Origin of the sequence: Nostoc sp. DedSLP03 (assembly GCF_034530815.1) — a bacterium.
In the GTDB taxonomy this organism is placed as follows: Bacteria; Cyanobacteriota; Cyanobacteriia; order Cyanobacteriales; family Nostocaceae; genus Nostoc.
Genome location: NZ_JAVRCK010000048.1, coordinates 25,263 through 49,510, shown reverse-complemented (window position 1 = coordinate 49,510; position 24,248 = coordinate 25,263). Strand labels below are relative to the sequence as shown.

The window sequence follows — 24,248 nt, the reverse complement described above, 5'->3', positions numbered from 1 at the left end:
AGTCTGTTTCTGATAACGTCAACCCCTTTCCTACGAGACGCTACGCGAACGGGGAATTCACGCATTCACGCATTCACGCATTCACGGCATAAAATCCCCATAAATAAATTTAGGGGCTTGATTGGACTTTTATTTGTCAGTCCCTTAATGGAGTTACGAGTGCTGAGTTGCAAGTAAGATTTTTCACTCAGTAGTTTTTAATCTATTGAGGTTTGTAAATAATTTGTATATCTGCAAGGAATATTCCTTTAGACTGAGTTTCAACTGAAAAAATGTGGGAATAAACACAAATGCATTCGTTAAATATATTTTGTCACGAATTTGTAGTTGCTGTTTCCTTTGTCGCTTGCATTATTGGACTGTTGTTACTGTGGGATGGTAAGCAGCAAACAAATGAGATGGAAGAAACAGAGCGAATTCTGTTTAGAATGAGCTTTAGTTACTGGCTAGTTTACTGTGTAGCTTTTGGCATCGAAAAAATAGTTTTACCTGGCTGGGAATCTGTAGTCATGACTTTGAAAATAACTACGGCTCTGTCATATTTCTTAACTTTTTCTTGTATTGTTAGTCTACCACTACACAAATTTGCAGTACATCGAGTTGAGGAATAGTTATTGGGCATGGGGCATGGGGCACTTGTACTGAGCGTAGCCGAAGTATGGGGCATTGGGCATTGGGTATAATTAACATTTCATCGCGATCGCTAATGCAGCTTCTAATTGCTCTTGGGACAAAGTTGTTAAAATAAACACCTCTTGTACCGTTTTCCCCTGCCGCGCAATGACTTTATAGCCGCCGCGAATAGGTACTGAGACGCGTAGTTGCATTTTTGGACTGTGACCCTTCGATCGTCCAATCACCCCCGGCGTCACAGTTTGGATACCATCCTGCTGACAAAGACGTTCTAAAATGGGGATCAGACCAGAAAGGTGTGTTGAGTGATTCCAAACCAGTCTGGCAGCTTTTTGTGTTCGCGTAGCGTCTCGTAGAGAAGCCGTGCGGAGAGGATCTACGGAGGGTTTGCCCATAATAATTAAGCTGCTTCTAGAGGTGCCATTGTCAAACCTGCTCGGCGCAGCTGCTGGTGATAGAGTTCTGCAGGTTCTTGGGGCCCGACCCAGACGATCGCTTGACCTTCATAGTGTACCTGATTAGTCAGATCCCATGCGCGATCGCCAGTCATTCCTGGAATATATTTCATCAAACATTCAGACACATGTTGGAATGTATTAAAATCATCGTTTAATACAATCACTTTGTAATTTGGATAAGTCTTACGGATAACTTGATTAGACCGTTCAGGAGCTATAGTTGGTGCTGTGGACATCCCGTAAACATCTGCTGAAAGTGTCATAACCATAAAACAATTGGTCAAGATAATTTTACAAAACTACACTACAAGTAATTAGTTTAGTTCATTGTTTAGTACTCTGTTGTCATTTGTCATCTGTCATCTGTCATTTGTCATTTGTCATTTGTCATTTGTCCTTAATCAATGACCAATGATATCGTGCCCGGCTAAAGACTTATCATTTATACCGCAGTTCTTGCTGGGAGAAGAGGCTTTTGTTTTGCACAGATTCGGTAATAAGTGATTAACCGGACTTGATATGACCAATGACCAATGACCAATGACCAATGACCAATGACCAATGACAAACTATTTCCAATTATCCCAGTTTTCGTTAAAAATAGATGTATCTGGGAAGGCGGTAGGGTTGCCATTTTGTTGCAAAAGCCGTTTGAGTGCTTCTAGTTGTGGCTCTTGTTTAGGCAAATCATCAACTAGTTGGTAAGGTGCGATCGCATTTTTGAGTGCAAAACTAGCTACAGTTCCCGCAGCTGCGCCAGATGACCATTCAAATGAGTGTACTCGATAGGCAGCAGCGGCAATATGACTAGTGGCAATACTTTTGCCACCTACAATCAAATTATCAATTTTTTGGGGAATCATTGCTCTCAAAGCAATTTGGAAGGGGTAAGCTTGACCTGCACCACGTCTTTCGCCGGGACGTTCTGTGTTTCCAGGGGCTTCTGGGGGACTATTCACCATGCAAGGATGGAAATCTATGGCGTAGTGACCAATACCCACAGCATCGGGGAAGATGGTAGAACGAGTCCGTCGCATTGCTTTGTCTGGTGGAATTTTACCGTCAATTACTGATATTGCTTCTAAACCTGCAACTGCTGCTCGTAGCCGACGATACATATCTGCTGGCAGAGTCTTGGAGTAATACTCATCATTATAATCTCGGCGGGAAATATCAATTTCTCCAATCCCAAAGCCTTCGGCTTGTCCCCAACTGGGGCGGCCAATAATCCGCCGTCCTTCTCGCATATAGGGATATTTTGATAAACCATGCGCTGTCCCCATTGGTGAATTTAAACCGGAAACAAAGCGGTTATTAGTTTGCGGCTTCTTGACACCATCCCCTAGTTGAGAGTCTGTAGTTCCAGCTACTAGCCAGTAATAAAAAGATAAAGCATTTTCCTCAGCCTTACGGAGAGTTTCTGTCCGCAGTCCTCCCATCCAACCCCCTGGTTCTAACTGTCCGGTAGCTTGTAATTGTTGGCGGGTATAAATTAAGTTATCCTGGGCTGTTCCGGGGCGGTAGTCGTTACCCCAAGTCCAGTTTTGCATCGAGATATCCCCTGGTGTCGGAGCATCAAAACTGACACCGCCGAATTTTTCTGGTTTCCCTTTCTTTGGACTCCAGATGCGACGATAGGTAAAAACTAAATCAAAGCTAGCCAGTCGCGTTAATTCATAGCTGAAATATGGTGCATATTCGGGATAAAATGCAGGCATTGTCTGCGGTTGCGGTTCCTTGGTGGACTCCATTGCAAAGGTGTAGGTAAAACCTTGAGGGCAATAGGGGTCATTATTAGCGCTGGAAGCAGAAGGTTCTAGGTAAGAACGAGCATCAATACCTAATCGGTAAGGAACATCAGCAAGGGCGATAATTTCTCCAGTTTCGCTAGCGTCTACGACATACCATTTAGGAGCATTCTTTTCCGTTGCTTTGGGGATAAAACGAACAATCGTTTTGGTAAACCGAGACGAGTTTTCGTAGCGATAAGCATCTTCAATGCTTTGAGATAACGTAAAAGTATTGAGAGGTGGTGCGCCTTTTGGTGGTTGATGTTGAATTGCGATCGCACTATTAATTATTTTGCCATCAGCAGCGATTTCCAAATCCTTAATTACTGTGTTGGGAAACCATTGCAATTTCCCTTTGCCCTGCTTTTCGGCATCTTTAAGCATCTGGGTCAAAATAGTGTGAGCATCGCGGGGAAGAAAACACGATTCACTTACCCAGCAGTCACCGGGGTTAAGCTTACCGTATTTACGCCCAATGCGGTTTCGCAATTCTAGGTAGCCGCGAGAATAGAATTTCAAAGCTCGTTGAGTTGGGCGTTCGTCTAACGCAGATGTCCCTTGAGCAGAAATTTGCCCTCCCAGCCAGTCTGTAATTTCCGTCAGACAAACTGTTCGCCCTGCTAGCAAACCTTCGTAAGCTGTGGCGACACCGGAAAGTCCACCACCCACAACTAAAATCTCGCAACTCACACTTTTATCTGGGGTTCTCGGTGGTGCGGCGATCGCCTCATCAAATATGACTAAGCTAGAGATTAAATTAAGACCAATCAGCGATGTCAAGCTAAAAGCTACTTTATGTCTATGTTTCATAGTTAAAAAAATCGCTCCAAATCCTGTGTCACCTTGTAGACGTTAGCATTTAGGAAATGTCTAACTCAAGTAATTTTTCCAGATCAACAGATACCCAATGCTAAATTTTTGTTAAAACCTTGACAATTTTAAGTAATATATTTTACTTTTAGGGAGTGTGTTGAAGCTTATCGACGCATCTCGCCCGAACCTTGAAAACCCTATAACTTCGTTGAGATGCGTCGATGCCTTATGCAGTAAGGCTTTCAGGCTGCAAAATGGAGCGATTTGGGAAAGTTTTTTCCGGTTTTCCAGAGATGCGTCGATTAGGGGGTTCCAAACCCTGTCCTAGTAAGGTTTCCAAAAGGTAACTCTTTACATAACCACTTCCCCTAACGGGGATGGAAACGAAAATGAAATGCTTTTAGGGCATTTTTGGTTCTTGTTGTGCTTTACATAACCACTTCCCCTAACGGGGATGGAAACTTTTGCTTTGAATATATTGCTATATGTTGTACTCTTTACATAACCACTTCCCCTAACGGGGATGGAAACCCTCTATCGTATAGAGAAAAATCCATGATTAATGCTTTACATAACCACTTCCCCTAACGGGGATGGAAACCATTTAATTCTGCACCTGCATTTGTAAAACCAACAGCTACTTTACATAACCACTTCCCCTAACGGGGATGGAAACCTCTTCAGTATCTTCTGGTTCTTGTGAACCAGAAACTTTACATAACCACTTCCCCTAACGGGGATGGAAACTTATTTCTCTTCTAGTTCGTGTGAACCTAGACTTTACATAACCACTTCCCCTAACGGGGATGGAAACTTGAGATTTGAGTCTTCAACGGTGGTAAAATAGTACGCTTTACATAACCACTTCCCCTAACGGGGATGGAAACAAGTAATGTGTCCCTTATAGAAGATGACGCATTTTTTGGACTTTACATAACCACTTCCCCTAACGGGGATGAAAAGGAAATTAGCGGAAAAATTGGCATAATAAAATCCCCCCTTCCTATACTCCCTAAAAAGGGAAAATCGGGTTAGAGGGGATAACTCAGAGTAATGTTAACGTAAGTTCGATAAGCCTTTTTTGACCTCTCCCCCAACCCCTCTCCGACACGGAGAGGGGAGCCAAAATCCTAATTTCTCGTTGCTCCTCCCTTTCCCCGTGGCAGAGGGCTGGGGTGAGGGTTCATCGAACTCAGGCTAATGTTAGCTTTCGGAAGTTTCCTGAGAGAACTTCTTATGAATAGTTCTTGTGGATTCTCCATCAGCAGCTACCGTGATGAGATAGTCCATTAAACCATCTGAAAAGGGAAGACGTAGGTGGAAAGTACCATCGGGTTTGATTTTGATGGCATGACCGCCAATGTTTACATTTGTATTTGGTTGAGTTGCTCCGTGAATAATTAACTCAGCATCAGCCACAAACCAAAAATCTCCGTGGGGACGACTGAATACCCGAACGTTAGCGGAACGAGCTATAAGTAACCAACGATCGCCATCAGCAATATAGCCAATTTCAACCATGTAATCGCGATCGCTCACCGGAATCGCCACAAAGCGATCGCGTGCTACTTCTTCAGATTCATACTGCTGGACAAGTTGAGGACTTTGATAACTCAAGTCAATGCCAGTCACATCATAAAGCCGCACTGCTAATTGAGAACCGCCCTGTTGTTGTAGTGCTTCAGACTGAGCTTTGGAAATGTGCCAAGAGACATAAGCCCACTTGGGAGTGCGGGGTGTGAGGACAATACTACTTTCTTCTGGGGCTGTTTCTGCTTCGACATTTGCCCAGCCAACAGCGGTTTCGCTGACTAATGGTACAACATTTTCAACAGTGGAATCTGTTGTCGGCTCTGTGGGCACTGGACTAAAGACACGAACGATCGCAGAACGGGCAATGAATAACCAGCGTAGTTTACCGCCGTAGGCATCGCCATCAGCGACATAGCCAATTTCAGCTATGTAATCGCGATCGCTGATGGGAATTTGCACAAAGCGATCGTGTGCTGTCTCTTCACATTCATACTGCTGGACAAACAGAGGATTTTGATAACTCAAATCAATGCCAGTCACATCATACAGTCGCACTACCAATTGAGAGCCGCCCTGTTGTCGCAGTGCTGCTTTTTTAGCTTCGGAAATTTCCCAAGAGACTTCAGCCCATTGGGAAGTGCGGGGTGTGAGGACAATATTGCTTTCTTCTTGAGTATCTACCAAATCAACATCTGTTTTATCCGCAATTGCGACATCATCAACTACGGGATCTGGATTCACAGGGCCGAAGACACGAAGGATCGCAGAACGGGCGATGAATAACCAGCGATCGCCATCAGCAAGATAGCCAATTTCAGCTATATAGTCGCGATCGCTCTGGGGAATGTCCACCAATCCTTCGTTTTCTGTTTCCTCAGATTCATACAGCTTTACCAGCTGCGGAGTTTGATAACTCAAGTCAATGCCAGTCACATCATACAGCCGCACGAGCAATTGAGAGCCGCCTTGTTGCCGCAGGGCTGCTTTTTTGGCTTCGGGAATCTCCCAAGCGACATGAGCCGATCCATCACTATCTGGTGTGAGGACAATACTGCTTTCTTCTTGAGTATCTACCAAACCATTAGCTGTTTCGCCTGCCATTGCCAGATCATCAACTATCGGATCTGGATTCACAGGACTGAAAATACGAACAATTGCAGAACGGGCAATGAATAACCAGTGTTCGCCATAAGCGAGGTAGCCAATTTCAGCGATGTAGTCGCGATCGGTCTGGGGAATTTCGACAAAGCGATCGTGTGCTGCCTCTGCACATTCATACTGCTTCACCAGCTGCGGAGTTTGATAACTCAAATCAATGCCAGTCAAATCATACAGCCGCACTGCCAATTGAGTACCGCCTTGTTGCCACAGTTCTGCTTTCTTGGCTGGGGAAATCTCCCAAGAGACATGAGCCGATGTATAAGTATGCGGTGTGAGCACAATACTACTTTCTTCATCAGCATCAACTGCAATCGTCTCATTTGGAGCATCCGCTCCGAAAGTGCTAGCCCAAGCGCCAACTCCCGCGCCTGCTGCTAAAGCTGCGGCTGCGGCCAAATCTGTGGAGTTAGCTTCCCCAACAGTCGGCTCGGCAGGAAGTTCTGACTCTGGGAAACTTAAAGTGGGTTCGGCTGCATCCGCTACCACATTCAATGCATCTTGACTCAATACATCTTCTGGAAATTCCGGTAAATCGAGCAGTGAAGATGTATCTGTCTCTGATGCTTCCACATCGGCTGTCGTTTCGTCGGATTCCACTAAGGGCAATTCATCTATTGAGGCTGTATCTTCAGTTGAGGTGATACTCTCTAGCCAGTTCAATTCTGCCTGAAGTTCCTCCTCTGCCTCATCTTCACTAATTGCTGTGTCCCAGTATCCAAAATCAGATGATGCTTGTGGCACATCTGGTAATTCCGGGAGTGGGGCTGTCACCTCAGATGAAGGCAGTTCCCCATCAGACAACTCTTCTGGAATATTACCTGGGTAAGGATATGAAGTATTTACTACAGCCGCCGGAGCTTCTATATCCCATGCAATTTCATCAGACTCCGGAGTGTATGTCTCCGTATAATTACTTTGGTTAGCTGTCTCATCAATGGCATTTGGTTCTGTTTCTTTATTGCTAAAGGTAGACCAGGTAGCCGTCCCGATACCTGTTGCTATAGCTGCACCACCTAAAGCTGCGGCTCCTAAGTTATTCTTTTCTGGACCATTCGCTACGCCCGATGTCGCGCCTTCATAGAGGTTAGAAGTACCATTACTTGTTTCTTGTACTAAATTTGCTGTCTCCTGAGTAGCATTTTGGTTCAGATCGGATTGTGTTTGAGCGTAGATGTTGAAGGGAGTGCGATCGGGGTTTTCTTGCTCTGGGAAGTGCGGTACTGTCTGTTCCTCCAGCGTCGTTCCATTCAGGGAGGAACCTGTGCTGGCATCAAGCGCCGCCGTTTCTCCATTGGGTGGATGAGGATTTGATGCTGGTAAATTGTCTGTTGTTTGGGTGGGCAATGGGGGTTTTCTCAGAATCCACCATAGTGCAGAGCCACCTACACTTATAAAAAAGACAGGTAGCAGCAACCACAATGGTGTTTCTTTATTTACAATTGGAGCGCTTTGTGTAGGTGCAGCCACAAAGGGCTGTTCGCCAAATGCAGAACTAGTGGCACTAGGGGAAGGCGTAGGCGCTGGTGTCGTTTCGCCACCTGGAGAAGCTGCAACAGCAGGTTGTAAGACACTGGCTGCGATCGCCTCGGCTTCGGCAGCTCTACCTTTTTCTATAGCCTGCTGTCCTGCGGGTGCTAGGGTAAAGCCAAGAAAATCTACTGTGGTTAAACTCTGATCTTTTTTGTAAACGTAAACTAAAGGTTGCGAGAAAGGATATCTCGCATCAGCTGGCAAGGCTTGATGTAATTGCAGAACTCGCACATCTTTCAACTTTGACACCTGATTAGCTAATACATAGCTGATACCGTCTTTGCCCAGTTGTTTGATGATTTCTGCGGTATTATCGTCACTTACTTGGGTAGCATTAGCCCCTGTAGCAAATTCAGCAGTTTTGAAAGCTGGATAAGTACGAAAAGTATTGCGAGTTTCACTCGTGTTTGGGCGATCGATGAATCGAATCTTGGCTGAAGGCCCTCCCACTTGTGACCAATTTGTAATTTGTCCCCGGAAAATCCGGGCAAATTGCCTATTAGTCAAGCTTCCTTTGAAAGGATTATCTGCACCAACCACGATCGCAATCTTCTCACGCTGCAAACGAACTTGTTCTAGTCCTTGAGCTTTTTCTGCTGGCGTCAACCCGCGCCCCATTGCGACTATATCGATTTTGCCATCTAGCAAATCTTTCAGCGCTTTCTCAGTGCCGTTAGCAGCAACTTCAACCTTTTTACCAATAAACTGTTTTTCAAAACTTTCTTTCAGGCTTTGGTTGATTGCACTCAAGCTACTGGAACCGTCAATCCGCACTATCGGTTCATTCTGCACTGTTTGTGGCAGTGGCGAATAGGTAGCTTCAGGTGTCGATTGTGCCAGCATCGGTGCTGATATCACCAGAGATGCTGCCATCGGGGTTGTAGCTAAAGCAACCCATAATAACAGTCTGACTATCGAAGTATCTTTTTTTTCTTGTTGCCACATAAGCCCCTTAATTAAAGTAAAAAATAGAAAGCCTGCCAGTCCTAAATCGCGATCTTTATAAAGATAATGGAGGAGACGGGCTAATTATACATCTGAGTTATCTTTAGTTCTAATTACTTCAAAGCACTTATGCTGATTTATACTTCGCTCTAGCTTGGATAGCATGATAATTTATACTCTAATTGCCAAAGTCTGTTTACTATAAATTCTTCTAAGTTATATTGCAACTTATACACAAGTTGGTAGTTGATGGCCGCGATTATGAATTATTGAATTACTAAAACTGGTAAAGTGTAGCAAATTCAATATTATTTAACAATATTATTTTTAGTAGTGCTGAGTCTGAGTTATGAGTTATGAGTTATGAGTTGGGAAAAGGGGAAAGGTTAAAGGGAAAAGGTTTTTATTTTTCCTTTACCCTTTCCCCCTTACCCTTTTCCCTACAAATGCCAAGAAGTCTAATGACTAGGGAACTCCAAAAAATAAATTATCCAATTTGTCTACTCAACTAGACTTCTTTCTTCCTTGTCCCCCTTGTCCCCCTTGTCTTCCTTGTCCCTCTGCTATGGAATATTTTTTTACTTGCAAGTACCCTACTTCTTGTTCAGCACTTATTTGAGATAACAATGACAATCTGGCTTATCTATTAGTGACTCCACCAAAGCATTTAGGGCAGTTGCAGCTAATGCGCCACCTCCTAAAGTCCCTTCAACTGTAATATAAGGTATCCCTTGTTGCATCAGTTGTCGCTTGGCCGCGGGAGCATGACTAAAGCCAATGGGCATTCCAATTACTAATGCAGGCTGAATTTTTTGGTTAGCGTTGGCGTAGCCCGTCGTAGACATCGCTTTACAAGCTTCCAGAAGTACTGAGGGAGCATAACCAACTATCAACACACAACCATTACTTACTTGCAGCAATTTTTCTCGCCATTCTCGATGCTGCCAAAAAGCAACTTCTGCTTCTGTGGCAGTGGTAATATGGGGGTTATCAATCAAGGTTTCGGTGCGGCATCCCAAGTGAAGTAATCGGGTTTGATCTAAAGCAGCAGCAACCGTTTGAGTATCGACAACAATTTGACAACTTGCAGATAAAGCTTTTCGACTAGCGGCGATCGCATCTCGACTCAATTTCACAAAGGATACTAAACTGACATCGCCACAAGCCAAAACCAACTGAGAAATTAAGTGCTGTTCAATTTCCGAACGGTGAGACAAATCAGGTAATAAACGTTGTAGCGATTCAGTAAAAGCTTCTGAATGGGTATGAATTTCGGCATCCAAACCACTCCAGAGATTTTCCAATCCTCCCAATCCAGCTTGGGTTTCAACATCAAGTAACTTCAGTTGCGCCAAAACTTCCGCCTGGATAATTTGACAATGGCGATCGCGTCCCAATAATCCTTCTAATGCTGATGCAGTTTGTCGCAGTTGAGAAATTTGTTGCATCACCGCGCGATATTGCTGCTGGAGTTGTCCCATAAGGTTAACCGTTGTGTCGGCTTCTGGTTCCACTTCCAAAATATTGCGGATATGGTTTAGCTGAAACCCTTGCTGCTTGAGTGCGACAATCCGTTGCAACCGGAGGACATCTTTTTGGGTATAGAGACGGTAATTGCTTGGCGATCGCACTGGTTGCGGTAACAGTCCCAATTGATGATAATGGCGCACCATGCGCGGAGTCAAACCGCCGCCCACTGCATCAGTGAGTTCTTTAATAGTTAAGCAACCAGCATTCATAAATTTACTCTAATAACGGCAAAATTCTTTGTAATTCTCCACAAGCCGCCTGAAGAGATGGCGGTGCATTTTCATCTAAACTCCCTTGAGAACACTGGTTTGCTAATTCTTCAACACCGGGTTTACAAATTGCCTCATTTTTAGGAAATTTTGGATATTTTGATTTTTCTCCTTCTTCTTCAACAACTTCTCCTGTCCGTAAATAATGTATCCAAGTTTCGATATTTCTTTTTGGCACAAAGATTGCTATTTTCTCATTAGGCTTACGAAGTTCCTGTGAATTTTCTATCAGTGCATCATCTAATTCTTTTAGTGTTGCCTTTACTGTCGCAGTATCTGCATCAATCAATACTACTAGCATTCCTGAACGATAGTTTTTTCTCCGGTATTCTTTAACCTCTGCTGCATAATGCTTTCTAACAAACTGCTCTCCTGCACCTTTACCTGTTGGGGAAGTTCTAATTGTGATGTTTTTTGGATTTATATTAAAGCCTCGCTTTTTCAAAAAATGATATGCAAAAACTTGCTGCTGTAGATCCTCACACAAGATTACTATCTGTACTCTATTCTGGGTCATACAGCCAGCCCCGCGCAATCAGTTCTGAAATTGGTAATCCCGAATTTTCAGTTTCTTCATTACTAATTGGTTTCACTCGTACAGGTGCATTACTTCGACGCTCAAACCAATAACCTATGGGTGAAGCTAGAAGATAATTAATTAATACAGGATGATGAGAGATTAGTAAAGCTTGTATTTTTCCGTCAATACAAAAATCATAAAGTTGAATTAGCCAAGGTTGAATTTCCGGCAGAGCTAAAAAATTCTCTGGCTCATCAATGCAAAGTGTATAATCTTCAGATTCAGTGCAATAGAGAATGGTGTATAGAGCAATTACCACTTTTTGACCATCGGATAATTCACCAAAGCGATAATCAATAATCTTTGTCCTATCTTCATCTGTTGAAATTCGTAATTTTAAAATTCGATAATTTTCACTGAACTGTTCAAATTTAAAACTTACAAAACGATCTAATATATCTTTTAGAACATTCATCAGTTCAGCAACCTTACCCTGATCTTGAGAAATGTAACGATACCAAGAAACAAAATTCTCCATTCTATAAGTCAATTGTATTTCTTCATCTCCACTACCATCAACCATCAAACTAGGAATTATTTTGACGATAATAAATCTTTCTATACGTTTTTTGAACCAAGTCAGTTTTGTGTTATCAGGTCTTGGCATTAATGAGGGCAACATGGATTGCGACCAGTCAAATGAGTATTTTGGCCCTTCTGAATAATTATCTCTAAAAAGTTGAACTTCACCCATTTCAAATTTTAACAAAGGTTGGTTATCAAACCAAAGACGTTCATATTCAATACGGCTTTTTTCTTGAGTATGTTTAATGGCAAGTTCATATTTGTAATATCCACCATTTCCAGCAATATCTAGCTCAAAACGTTGAATTGGCAAAGTCTGCCAGCGAGTGCAGTCAATAGATTTAAAAATTCCCTCTACTTTAGAATCACCGCTCACAAAAGTTTGAATTTTTCGCAAGACCTCAAAAACAGTTGATTTACCTACTCCGTTACCACCAAGAAACAGGTTAATCGAGTCAAAATTCATCTCAAAATTGACCAAGCAGCGAAAGTTATCAATATATATTCGCTTTAGCATAGATTTTTTCCTACTAGTGCAATTTTAAACGTAACAGTTAAATCGCCGCATTTACCCACATCCCGCTTTTGAAAAACGCTCCAAGAACAAAGATAAAAATTTAACTTTGCGTACCTCTGCGCTTCCCTCAGCGCCCCTTTGCGTTTCAAAATCATTATAAGCCTTGACATTAACATCAATGTCAAGGTTTAGCGTGAGAGAGTCCTTATTAATTCACTTCTCATGCTCTATCACCAACGTTTTAGCCAATTCACCAGAGAACACGCAGATACCGTAGCCGCTTTTTTATGTGGCTTACTGTTACTTTTCGGATGGTTCGCCTTGCATCTCGGTTGGTTGGGATGGGCGTTCCTGCTACTACCCGCCGCTTATGTAATTGGTGGTTACGAAAGTGCGCGGGAAGGATTGACTACCCTCTTCAAAGAAAAAGAACTCGATGTAGATTTGCTGATGATTGTCGCCGCCATTGGTGCTGCTAGTCTCGGCTTATGGCGAAGAGAATATCATTTAATTATTGATGGGGCAATTTTGATTCTGATCTTTGCTATCAGTGGCGCATTAGAAGGCTATACAATGGCGCGAACTGAGCGGAGTATCCGCAGTTTGATGAGTTTGACACCAGATACAGCAAGGGTTTTACTTCAGGGAAGGGAAGAGGAAATTCCGATCGGTCAGCTAAAAGTGGGTGATGAAATTGTTGTCAAACCCGGAGAGCTAATTCCTACTGATGGGATAATTTTATCTGGTTACAGCACCCTCAATCAAGCTGCAATTACAGGCGAGTCTTTACCTGTAGAGAAAACAGTCGGCGCAGAAGTATTTGCTGGTACGCTCAACGGCTATGGTGCATTGCAGATTAAAGTACACAAACCAGCCCAAAGCAGTTTAATCCAGCGTGTAATTCGCTTGGTAGAACAAGCAAAAACAGAAGCACCTCCTTCCCAAGAGTTTATCGATCGCTTTGAGAAAGGATATGCCAAAGTCATTGTAGTAGCTGGGATATTGCTGGCAACTTTACCCCCATTTCTTTGGGGGTGGGATTGGGAAACAACAATTTATCGCGCTCTTACTTTCCTGGTGGTGGCTTCTCCCTGCGCGTTGATGGCTGCAATTATGCCCACGCTGCTTTCGGGAATCGCCAATGGTGCAAGACAGGGGATTTTGTTTAAAAATGGGGCGCAGTTGGAGAAGATTGGCAAAGTCCGAGCGATCGCATTTGATAAAACTGGTACTCTCACAACAGGACAGGTGCAGGTATTTCAAGTATTTTCCACTAGTGAATACACGCAACAAGATGTGTTAAAAGCTGCCGTTAGTGTGGAATCTTATTCAGAACATTCCATCGGTAAGGCAATTGTACAGGCGGCTAGTGAAACAGTTCGAGTATTGGCGGTTCCCGTCGAGTCGAAACCGTTGAACCCGAAGGGCGATTTAGATTTGGTTGATGCAATCCAAGTGCAAGCCATACCCGGACAAGGAATTGTCGGAATTGCTCAAGAACAACAAGTGATTGTGGGTAATGCCGTTTTTGTGCAGCAGTATGTCACAAATTTACCTGAAGAACTGCGAAAAAAGGCTCAATCTTGGGAGCAACAAGGTAAAACTGTGGTTTGGGTAGCACAGAAAGGAAAAAGAGCAGGGGTGCAGGGGGGCAGCACTTCGGCTACGCTCAGTGACCGAGGGGCAGAGGTGATGGGTGTAATTGCTCTTGCAGATGAAGTAAGAGCAGAAGCAGCCGCAACCATTAGCCGATTAAAGAAACTGGGAGTTGAACAAATTGTCATGTTAACCGGGGATAATCAGGAAACTGCTTACAGTGTCGCCAAAGCAGTAGGAATCGATCGGGTATATGCCCAACTTTTACCAGAAGATAAGCTGAATATTATCCGCCGTTTACAGCAACAATATCAAACTGTGGCAATGGTAGGCGATGGCATTAATGATGCACCAGCTTTAGCGCAAGCATCTGTAGGTATAGCGATGGGAGTATCTGGTAGCGATGTGGCATTGGAAACCGCAGATATCGTACTGATGGCAGACAGATTAGAAAAAATTGCTGTAGCGATGCATTTGGGCAGGCGATCGCAAGCCATAGTAAGACAAAATATAGTTGTAGCGTTGAGTTTCATTATGTTGCTTTTAGTCGGCAACTTTCTCGGAAATATTAACCTACCCATCGGCGTCATTGGCCATGAAGGTTCCACAGTATTAGTTACCCTTAGTGGACTAAGATTATTGAAATGAGATAGCACGCAAGATAAGCAACAAAACCCAGATGTAGAGACGCGATTTCTCGCGTCTTCAAAAACCATAAATACCCGAAATCACTGAAAATTGATGAATTATATCATGTCCGCTTGATTGCTTATTAAACCCGAAGAACCCCACCCCGCCAAAGCTGTGCTTTGTCTCTTCTCCCCGCAGGCGCGGAGGGGTTGGGGGTGGAGTTCTTTTATTATGGGTAATTTGGCGGACATGATATTAGAAACTCTCATCGGGTCAAAAAAACAAAATTTGAGTATGAAATGTGGTCAATACTCAATTCGTATTAGACGTAAATTATTATTTTGACTTCTTAACTCTTAACTCCTAACCCCTAACTCTTAACTCCTAACTCTTGCTCATGCAAACCGATCCAAAACCAGGAACACTTTACGTTGTCGGTACACCAATTGGCAACCTGGAAGATATCACCTTTCGGGCGGTACGAATTTTGCAAACTGTGGATATCATTGCTGCGGAAGACACGCGTCATACGGGGAAACTCTTACAGCATTTTCAAGTTAAAACCCCCCAAGTGAGTTACCACGAACACAATCGTACCAGCCGTATTCCAGAATTATTAGAGCATTTAGTTAATAATAAAGCGATCGCTCTGGTGAGCGATGCGGGGATGCCGGGTATTTCCGATCCTGGATATGAACTAGTGAAAGCCTGCATTGAAGCGGGAATTCCTGTAGTTCCCATTCCTGGCGCTAGTGCAGCAATTACCGCTTTGAGTGCAGCTGGACTACCAACAGATCGATTTGTCTTTGAAGGCTTTCTCCCAGCGAAAACTCAACACAGACAAGAACATTTAGAATCTCTGCAAACAGAATCTCGCACTTTGATTTTCTATGAATCGCCGCACCGTTTACGAGATACTTTGCAAGACTTAGCTCTTGTTTGGGGAAGCGATCGCCAAATTGTGCTAGGACGGGAGTTAACTAAATTGTATGAAGAATTTTGGCGGGGGACAATTGCCGAAGCGATCGCTTACTACACTCAACGAGAACCCCAAGGTGAATATACATTAGTAGTAGCGGGAATTCCAGCCAGTCAGCCCCAACTGACAGAAGCAGAATTGATAGCCGAATTGAAACAGTTAATTAATCAAGGAATATCGCGATCGCAAGCTAGCCGTCAGTTAGCAAAATTTACTTCCCTTCCCCGTCGCCAACTATATCAACTAGCTCTTTCTATAGTCTCCAGTTCTGAACCTTGAACGACTGATATCGCTTTTTTGAAAATCAGAAATCTAGATGTGAAATGTCTATATTTCTTTATTTTTTTTCCTTTTCTGTCCTTCTCTACGAAATACTACAGACATCTTGAAAAGTAACTTTTGCTTTCCGGTTGGGGTGCTAAAGGGAAGGGAAAATTCCATACCGTTACCCTTTAACCCACTTCTGTAAGAAGTCCTACGCTTACCCATACAGGCAAGCTAGCTACACGTCGTCTCTCATCTAGAATGCGGTTAGCTTCCTTATCTACATCTTGTATGATGTCAAATAGGACTGCTATACAAATAGTTGAATGTACAGAATGTGACTAATTTGTATATTCATCCTCAAAGATGACTTGGCGAATATTCAAATGATGTCTAAAGATTTATGATATTAGTTCTTTAGATAGATCGGAAATTTTAGAAGTAAACTTTAATATGAAATAGTCAAATGCAAATAAAGCCGATTTTAAGTGAAGGAGAAATTCGATGACTAACATTATTGCTTGGTTGGTTTTGGGTTTAATCGCAGGTGCGTTAGCTAAGTTATTTTATCCTGGAACCCAAGGTGGCGGTATTATCTCTACCATTATATTAGGAATCCTTGGAGCCGTATTCGGTGGTTATTTGGGTCAAGTATTACTAGGAAGTGGTTCGGCAGCAGCTGCATCTGCCGGAGCTTTATCTCTAGGAAGCATTTTATTTGCTGTTATTGGTGCAATGATACTAATTTTCCTTTGGGGTTTACTAACTCGTCGCGCTGTGTAATTACCTCAAATACCTCAAACTGAGGTAACAATCTTGGGAATCACTTCTAACTGCAATAAACCAGTAAAATGACATTAGAGAAAGAGCGAAGAACTATAGGAGTTTTCGCTGGGTATTCCGATGCACAATTGGTACTTCAGGAACTAAAAGCTTCTAATTTTCCAATGCACAAAGTTTCTGTTATTGCACGGAATACAGAAGAAGAAAGTGATATTGCTGGTGTTGAAATCATCAAAAACACTGGCAATACATCCTTAAAAGATACTGCTGGAGCCGTTGCTAGTGATACTTTAGGGGGTACTAGTGGCTTATCAGTCGATATAGTCCTCCTGGTAATTCCTGGTATAGGCCCAGTCATCTTAGCCGGAGCGGAAGTAACAGCGATCGCTACCACTTTAGCAGGTGGTTTATCCAGTTTGTTCCTAAGTTTAGGAATTTCTGAAAGGCAAGCACAAGGTTATAGCGATCTTGTCTGTAAAGGTTACTATTTGGTGATAGTAACCGGTATAGACATAGAAATTCGTCTTGCCAAGAGGATCTTTAATCGCCGCGATATTCAACAATGGGGAGTCTTTGAGCCATACTCGACCCCAAATAATCGCTACAAATATGCACTCGGTATTTTTTATCGATATCAAGACGCACAAGCAGCGGTTACTGAATTGAGAACCGCTGAATTCCCCATGAGTCAAATATCAATAGTTGTGAAAAATACAAGCAATCTGGGTGATATTTCTGGGGTGAATATCAGCAGTTCCCAAGATAAATATACTACTTTAGGAATTTCTGATGAGCTGACTAAATATTATGAGCATCATCTGACTCTTGGTCATTACTTATTAGTACTAAAAGGCACTGATATCTATGTGGCAGGTGCAAGAGCTATTTTAGAGAGTAATAAGGTTCAACATTTTAGTATTTATAGTCAATCCGAGCTTGATGCAGCTAGAAGCGATCGCCAGGTGATTAACAACTTCTAGTTAAACGTCAAGTTAATATCACCAGATTTCTCAACATACCATGATTGTGCATATTCCTAACAATACTTTTGTACTATAATTTATCTACTTCTATGGGTATAGGTTGTCTTTTAAAACCTTGACTTTCCTGGGAAATGCTGCTGGCGATCGCTAAGGTTACGGTTTGTGTAGATTGATGTATAATGGCATAGATGTCATATCCAATTGCGAAATACACTATATCTAGTGTCTAGATAAATTACGTTTTAATTAATTGAATTTTACTAATTAGGCTGTTTAATTTTACTATCCAGTCTTTTTGTTAATTTCAAAGTTATTGAACCATTACAATATAACTTTAAAGATATCATTTTTTAGCTAATGTTAAATTGAAAATTTAAGCATCTAAGCAAAAATTTTTACCTATCCCCAGCAATATTAAATTAAAAATATAATCAAGTAATTGCTTCTTTTGAAAGAAGTTATACTATTGAATGGCTTATTGTCAAAATCTTAAATAAAAATATTAGTATTTAGTTATATACTTACTTAAGTATCATTACATTTGTAAAAAGTTAGGATACAAATGATAATAGTTGGTGTGCAAAAAATTAGGTATATCCTAGATAAACTAAATATCCCCTATTGATTTTGCATAGCCAAAACATAATTAAATAGTCTCAAAACAGAAATAATTTGAATACCTGCGTGGAGTAATGTTAAACCGTTTGAAGATTGGGCCCAAGATTGGAGTAAGTTTTGTCTTGAGTTTGGCAACTCTGACCACCATTGGTCTAATCTCCTACCAAAGCACCAATGAGCTAATTGAAACTTCGCGCAAAGAAAGCCATACTTACGAGGTGTTAAGTCAGCTAGAAGACCTCAACTTGCAACTGACAAATGCTGAGACAGGCCAACGCGGTTACATTATTACTGGAGAACAGCGCTATTTAGAACCTTATAACGCTGCCATTCAAGTACTGAATCAAAAAGTTAAAGAACTTCAAAGGTTAACGGCAGATAACCGCAACCAACAAAATCGGCTTGATGTTTTGCAGCCACTACTAACCGAGAGGATGGCTGTAATGAAAGATGTCATAGAGCTACGGCAAAGCCAAGGCTTAGAAGCTTCTCAGAAAGCTGTTTTGACAGACCAGGGTAAGCGACTGATGGATAATATCCAGAAAGTTATCCAGGCGATGAAAAATGAAGAGAATACACTGCTAAAACAGCGTTCTGAGAAGGCACAAGCAGCTGGTCGGCAAACCCTCGCCAGCATTGTCTATAGTATTCCCTTCTTTTCTTTGCTCTTAGCTTTGATTGGATTCACCCTGACTAGACATATCTCTGTACCCCTGAAGCAAATATCTGATTTGGCAGAAAAAATGGCGGATGGGGATTTATCGGTAAGTTTACCAGATAGCGATCGCCAAGATGAAATTGGCGTGTTGACGCGCACCTTCAACCAGATGATCGTTAATCTGCGAAACACGACTCAGAAAAATGAGGAGCAAAACTGGCTCAAATCTAACTTAGCTGAATTTACTCAGATGCTCCAAGGGCAGCGAAATCTGGAAAGCGTGTCTAGTCTGATATTGTCGAATTTAGCACCACTAGTTGGGGCATCACAGGGTGTTTTTTATGTGATGGACTCCATAAACGACCAGCCTGTGCTGAAGTTGCTGAGTGGTTATGCTTATAAAGAGCGAAAAAACCTAGCAAATCAGTTTCGTTTGGGTGAGGGATTAGTGGGACAATGCGCCCTAGAAAAACAAAGAATCCTCCTCACAGAAGTTCCCAGTGACTATATCCGCATCACTTCCGGCTTGGGAGAAGCACCACCGCTAAATATTATTGTCTTGCCCATACTATTTGAGGGGGAGGTAAATGCTGTAATTGAACTTGCCTCTTTTGGGCCTTTTAACCAGTTGCACCTAACATTTTTAGAGCAGTTGAGTGAAAATCTGGGTGTATTTTTAAATAACATCGCCTCACAATTGCAAACACAGCAACTACTTGAAGAGTCTGTTGCTCTAACAGAAGAACTGCAAACCCAGCAAGAAGAACTACAACAAAGCAATCAACGCCTGGAAGAACAGGCGCACGAGTTAGAAGAATCACAATTTCTTGTCAAGCAATCTAACGAAGAATTGCAACAACTAAATGAGGAGCTAGAAGAAAAAGCAGAATTGTTAGAAGTTCAAAATCGGGAAGTGGCCCGCAAGAACCAGGAAGTCGAGCGAGCGAGGAAGTCTTTGGAAGAAAAAGCTGCACAACTGACCCTGTCTTCCAAATATAAGTCAGAATTTCTGGCGAATATGTCTCACGAATTGCGGACACCGTTAAATAGCTTATTAATTTTAGCAAGGCTGTTAGCAGATAACTCGCTTAACAACTTGACCGACAAACAGATAGAGTACAGCCGGACTATTTACTCGGCTGGAACTGATTTGCTGGAATTAATCAATGACATTCTTGATTTGGCAAAAATTGAGTCGGGTACTATATCGCTCGATATTGAGCAAATTGCTCTTGCAGATTTGGAAACATCTCTAGAGCAGACTTTCCGGCAAGTTGCCCACAATAAAGAAATCAGTTTTACCATTGAACGGGATGAGAAGTTACCCCCGACAATTTATAACGACTCCAAACGTCTGCAACAAGTGCTGAAAAATCTCTTAGCTAACGCCTTTAAATTCACAGAACAGGGAGGTGTAAAGTTACAAATATTCCAAGTTGATAATTCCACAATCGCTTTTGCCGTCAGCGACACGGGCATAGGCATTCCAGCCGAAAAGCAGAAGATCATTTTCGAGGCATTTCAGCAAGCAGATGGCACAACTAGCCGCAAGTACGGCGGAACTGGCTTGGGCTTGTCCATTAGCCGTGAATTAGCTCAACTGTTGGGAGGGAGAATTGAACTACTCAGCCAGCCAGGACAGGGAAGCACTTTCACCCTTTACTTGCCCAAACAACAGCAAAAGAATAGTCAAAATATCACCACACCACCCCTTGAGCCAACCACCCCGATGCGCACAGCATCGACCATAAAAGAACTGCCAATTGTGGAAAACAGACCCACAACTGTGGATATCTCTCCATCAGTGAAAGTACTTCCCAGCTTACCCCACGAGATTCCAGATGACCGAGAAATAATTCAACCAGGCGATCGCATTTTGCTAATTATCGAAGATGACGATAAATTCGCCCGCATCTTACTAGATATGGCACGTCAGCAGGGTTTTAAAACTATTGTTGCTTTACAAAGCAAACAAGGTCTAGCACTGGCAGAACAGTTTAAACCCAATGCAATTATGCTAGATATCCACATGCCAGAGATGGATGGTTGGACGGTGCTGGATCGTCTCAAACATAAACCAGATACCAGACATATACCAGTACACATACTTTCTGTTGATGAAAGACAACAACGGGGATTACAGCTAGGAGCAATTACTTATCTCCAAAAACCCGTGTCTCCAGAAGCGCTAACTCAGGTATTGACTGAGATTAAAGGCTTTATTGAGCGTCAGGTAAAAAATCTCTTAATTGTAGAAGATGACCCCGTACAAGCCCAAAGTATTATCGAACTGATTGGTAATGGCGATGTCCAGAGTACAGCAGTCGGTACAGGGGCAGAAGCTCTCGCGATTTTGCGATCGCAACACTTTGATTGTATGGTACTGGATCTCGGTCTGCCCGATATGAGCGGGTTTGCCTTAATTGAGCAGATAAAACTTGAACCTAGGCTTTTGAAACTGCCGATAATTGTTTACACCGGCAAAGAACTCAGCCGACAAGAAGAAACCCAGCTACGGGGACTAGCAGAAACAATTATTATTAAAAATGTGCGATCGCCAGAGCGGTTGTTAGATGAAACTGCTCTCTTTTTGCATCGGGTGCAAGCAAATTTGCCCACACCAAAACGGCAAATGCTAGAGCAACTCCATCAAACTGACCCGGTACTGGCTAATCGGAAAATTTTGATTGTAGATGATGACCTCAGAAATATTTTTGCCCTGACCAGCTTTTTAGAAAGCTATCAAATGCAAGTGCTATTTGCCGAAAATGGCAGAGATGGCATAGAAAGACTGCAAGCTAATCCTGAGATTAATATAGTATTGATGGATATCATGATGCCGGAAATGGATGGTTACGAAACCACCCGTGCCATCCGCCAACAACAACAGTTTCGCTCACTACCAATCATTGCTTTAACTGCCAAAGCCATGCCAGGTGACAAAGAAAAGTGCATCGAAGCTGGAGCCTCTGACTACATCACCAAACCTGTAGATACCGAGCAGTTGCTTTCACTGCTCCGAGTTTGGTTATATCGTTAAGGAAGTAGAGAGTCTCTCGTTCCCATGCAGAGCAAATCCCCGTTACAAAACTTGATTACGAATTACGAATTATTTTAACTTTTGCATAAATTCCTGATGTTCAGTGGCAGCTAAACCTACTTGCAGGACAGATAACACCGTTGCCATTTCTCCTGACAACAAGGCAGATACATTAAAAGCAAAAACCCACACTGCACCCAATCAAGGGGTCAATGTGGGTAATTTATCCCTGTAACGGGAATGTAGTTAGCGAAACATACTACTAACTGAAGTATCTTCATGAATTCGCCAGATAGTTTCTCCCAAGAGATTAGCTACTGACAGCACCACTAGTTGGGGAAAACGATTGTTTTCTGGTATGGGAATGGTATTGGTGACAATAACTTCTTCAAACAAACCACTAGACAACCGCTCCACCGCTGGTGGAGAGAATACCGCATGAGTTGCACAGGCATATACCTGACGCGCTCCTTCTTCACGCAGTAATCTCGCTCCTTCTGCGATCGTTCCCCCAGTGTCAATCATGTCATCCACTAACACTGCTGTTTTACCTTTAACATCGCCAATGATATTTAACACTTCAGCAACATTATGTGCCTGACGACGTTTGTCAATAATCGCCAGTGGAGCATCATCCAGTTTTTTTGCAAATGCCCTAGCTCGTGCTACACCACCAACATCAGGAGAAACAACTACCAGATCGGGCAGTTCTTTGCTTGCTAGATAATCCAGCAATACTGGTGAACCATAAACATGGTCAAAGGGGATGTCAAAATACCCTTGAATCTGAGCCGAGTGTAAATCCATTGCGAGAACGCGGTTGGCACCTGCTTCCACGATCAAGTTAGCAACCAGTTTGGCGGTTATTGATTCTCGTCCTGCCGTTTTGCGATCGGCACGAGCATAACCATAGTAGGGAATTACTGCCGTTACCTGTCGCGCAGAAGCTCGACGACAGGCGTCAACCATAATCAATAATTCCATCAAATGATCGTTGACGGGTTGACAACATGGTTGGATTAAATAAACATCACAACCTCGAATAGATTCTTGGATTTGAACGTAAAGTTCTCCATCCGCAAATCTTTTGCGAATCATTGGTCCCAAGTCCATGCCCAGATAACGAGCGACTTCTTGAGACAGTTGTAAATTGGCAGAGCCAGAAAACAGCCGCAGGCGATGATTATCGTTCAGTCCTGTTGCAGATGGTTGCACTTTGAAAGTTGCAGAACTGAGCACAGCAGATCCTCTATGTGCATTCATAGTAATATTATCATTAGAGATTTAATAGATTTAACCAAGAAATAGCCTAAAAAAACATCTGTAAGTTTTGTTGAAGCTTCCATACAAAATTTAAACATTTTTCCATGAAATTATTATTCGCTACTTATCTAGTCTTCTTGGCAAACAAGCTATTCATAGCTTAACTGACATCAAGTCGATGCACTAGGTCTATAGTTCAATTTTTTGGTTGAGGTAAATAAGCCTAATTGCTTAAACATTATTGGTGTGCTAAGTTCTTCTAATTACCTCATTGATAGCTGACAGTAAAGCATTGACAACTTTAGTTGATATTAAAAAGTTTGTTCTCACACAGTATAGCACTTGTAACTAAGTAGTCAAAAAGTAGCTTATTACTCTATAATCTACGCATTGACAAAAGTGACAGTTATTATAAAGCCTAAAAAAAAAAGCTGGCAGTGGACAAAATTTATCCACGCACTAGCAAGTTTTTAGATAAAGATTAAATAAATATGTTTTTTTGATACTTAAATACTTTTTAATAAAAGTAATTTTACTTAAGTAACTTGGTGTAAATATTTTTACTTAAAAGTTTGTAGTTGAATATAGAAAAATTGTTCAATATCAATGATATTGAATTTGTCTGCGAACATTCTGTCAAGTATAAGCTACCAATCACATCTGAACTAGTTAGTGACCGTATTATTGCTGAGATAAAATTAGGACTTTTGGGTATGCCTGATTTTTGACCTGATTTTTGAGTGGTTGCGATCGCTCTACTTGGGTGCAGCGAGAACTGCCTCTGCCCAGCGATTCAAACGAATCGTAATTTTGGATATTGGAGCGATCGCCGAGGGAATAAATTCGGTAAATAGCTCAATGGCATAATTTTGAGAACTTTGCAGATGAAAAATTTTCAAATTTTTTGATGCACTAGTCCAAATTTAGGATCGAAGAGAAACGCCATCTAGCTTAAATAAGAATTGACAAAATCAAGATTTGTAGTGCTAAATAAATTATTATTGAGTGAAATATAGCGATTACCAGTTACGTGAGGTATAGATAATATTTTCAAACGCAAAGGGACGCAAAGTAAAGCGCAAAGGCACGCAGAGATTTGTACCTCAGCAGACTAGGAAACGCTATAACACTATTCTTTATAAAGACGCTC

16 protein-coding genes and 1 CRISPR repeat array are annotated in these 24,248 nt (G+C 42.2%); of the genes, 6 read left to right on the top strand and 10 right to left on the bottom strand.

Annotation, left to right across the window (positions count from 1 at the left end):
• Positions 1-290 precede the first annotated feature (290 nt).
• Positions 291-611 carry a hypothetical protein gene (locus RM368_RS22310; RefSeq protein ID WP_322696063.1) on the top strand — a complete coding sequence of 107 codons (321 nt, stop codon included), beginning with the start codon at positions 291-293 and terminating at the stop codon, positions 609-611.
• A gap of 72 nt (positions 612-683) precedes the next feature.
• On the opposite strand, the gene RM368_RS22305 is transcribed toward RM368_RS22310, so the two are convergent.
• From RM368_RS22305 to RM368_RS22275, 7 genes are all read right to left on the bottom strand, one after another.
• The gene (locus RM368_RS22305) at positions 684-1,028 is read right to left on the bottom strand and encodes a DUF2103 domain-containing protein (protein WP_322696062.1); all 345 of its coding nucleotides are present in this window, start codon (positions 1,026-1,028) and stop codon (positions 684-686) included.
• Between the two features lie 5 nt (positions 1,029-1,033).
• Entirely contained in the window at positions 1,034-1,360 is a 327-nt protein-coding gene (gene clpS / locus RM368_RS22300) for an ATP-dependent Clp protease adapter ClpS (protein ID WP_322673636.1), read from the bottom strand.
• 300 nt (positions 1,361-1,660) lie between these two features.
• Positions 1,661-3,691 (bottom strand): FAD-dependent oxidoreductase, encoded by a 2,031-nt coding sequence (locus tag RM368_RS22295; RefSeq protein WP_322696061.1) that lies wholly within the window; start codon positions 3,689-3,691, stop codon positions 1,661-1,663.
• A 352-nt stretch (positions 3,692-4,043) separates the two neighbouring features.
• A CRISPR array of direct repeats spans positions 4,044-4,657; the repeat unit is 36 nt; unit sequence CTTTACATAACCACTTCCCCTAACGGGGATGGAAAC.
• A gap of 240 nt (positions 4,658-4,897) precedes the next feature.
• Entirely contained in the window at positions 4,898-8,863 is a 3,966-nt protein-coding gene (locus RM368_RS22290; RefSeq protein ID WP_322696060.1) for a DUF4912 domain-containing protein, read from the bottom strand.
• 611 nt (positions 8,864-9,474) lie between these two features.
• Positions 9,475-10,602 carry a precorrin-8X methylmutase gene (locus RM368_RS22285; protein WP_322696059.1) on the bottom strand — a complete coding sequence of 376 codons (1,128 nt, stop codon included), beginning with the start codon at positions 10,600-10,602 and terminating at the stop codon, positions 9,475-9,477.
• Positions 10,603-10,606: 4 nt separating this feature from the next.
• Positions 10,607-11,179 (bottom strand): hypothetical protein, encoded by a 573-nt coding sequence (locus RM368_RS22280; protein ID WP_322696058.1) that lies wholly within the window; start codon positions 11,177-11,179, stop codon positions 10,607-10,609.
• Entirely contained in the window at positions 11,166-12,284 is a 1,119-nt protein-coding gene (locus RM368_RS22275; protein ID WP_322696057.1) for an AAA family ATPase, read from the bottom strand. Before RM368_RS22275 ends, RM368_RS22280 begins: the two co-directional genes overlap by 14 nt.
• 222 nt (positions 12,285-12,506) lie before the next feature.
• Between RM368_RS22275 and RM368_RS22270 the strand changes: the two genes are divergently transcribed.
• The 4 genes from RM368_RS22270 (at position 12,507) to RM368_RS22255 (ending at position 17,516) form a co-directional block, all read left to right on the top strand.
• Entirely contained in the window at positions 12,507-14,528 is a 2,022-nt protein-coding gene (locus RM368_RS22270) for a heavy metal translocating P-type ATPase (protein ID WP_322696056.1), read from the top strand.
• A gap of 379 nt (positions 14,529-14,907) precedes the next feature.
• Positions 14,908-15,768: a 16S rRNA (cytidine(1402)-2'-O)-methyltransferase gene (gene rsmI / locus RM368_RS22265; RefSeq protein WP_322696055.1), complete on the top strand. Its 861-nt coding sequence runs from the start codon at positions 14,908-14,910 to the stop codon at positions 15,766-15,768.
• Positions 15,769-16,257: 489 nt separating this feature from the next.
• The gene (locus RM368_RS22260) at positions 16,258-16,536 is read left to right on the top strand and encodes a GlsB/YeaQ/YmgE family stress response membrane protein (RefSeq protein ID WP_322673642.1); all 279 of its coding nucleotides are present in this window, start codon (positions 16,258-16,260) and stop codon (positions 16,534-16,536) included.
• Positions 16,537-16,604: 68 nt separating this feature from the next.
• The gene (locus RM368_RS22255; protein WP_322696054.1) at positions 16,605-17,516 is read left to right on the top strand and encodes a hypothetical protein; all 912 of its coding nucleotides are present in this window, start codon (positions 16,605-16,607) and stop codon (positions 17,514-17,516) included.
• A gap of 73 nt (positions 17,517-17,589) precedes the next feature.
• On the opposite strand, the gene RM368_RS22250 is transcribed toward RM368_RS22255, so the two are convergent.
• Positions 17,590-17,733, bottom strand: coding sequence for a hypothetical protein (locus RM368_RS22250; protein ID WP_322696053.1), 144 nt, complete (start codon positions 17,731-17,733; stop codon positions 17,590-17,592).
• A 478-nt stretch (positions 17,734-18,211) separates the two neighbouring features.
• On the opposite strand from RM368_RS22250, the gene RM368_RS22245 reads away from it, so the two are divergent.
• Positions 18,212-21,835, top strand: a complete 3,624-nt coding sequence (locus RM368_RS22245) for a response regulator (RefSeq protein ID WP_322696052.1) — start codon at positions 18,212-18,214, stop codon at positions 21,833-21,835.
• A 246-nt stretch (positions 21,836-22,081) separates the two neighbouring features.
• On the opposite strand, the gene RM368_RS22240 is transcribed toward RM368_RS22245, so the two are convergent.
• Positions 22,082-23,098 (bottom strand): ribose-phosphate pyrophosphokinase, encoded by a 1,017-nt coding sequence (locus RM368_RS22240; RefSeq protein WP_322696051.1) that lies wholly within the window; start codon positions 23,096-23,098, stop codon positions 22,082-22,084.
• A 755-nt stretch (positions 23,099-23,853) separates the two neighbouring features.
• Positions 23,854-23,997, bottom strand: a complete 144-nt coding sequence (locus RM368_RS22235; protein WP_322696050.1) for a hypothetical protein — start codon at positions 23,995-23,997, stop codon at positions 23,854-23,856.
• Positions 23,998-24,248 lie beyond the last annotated feature (251 nt).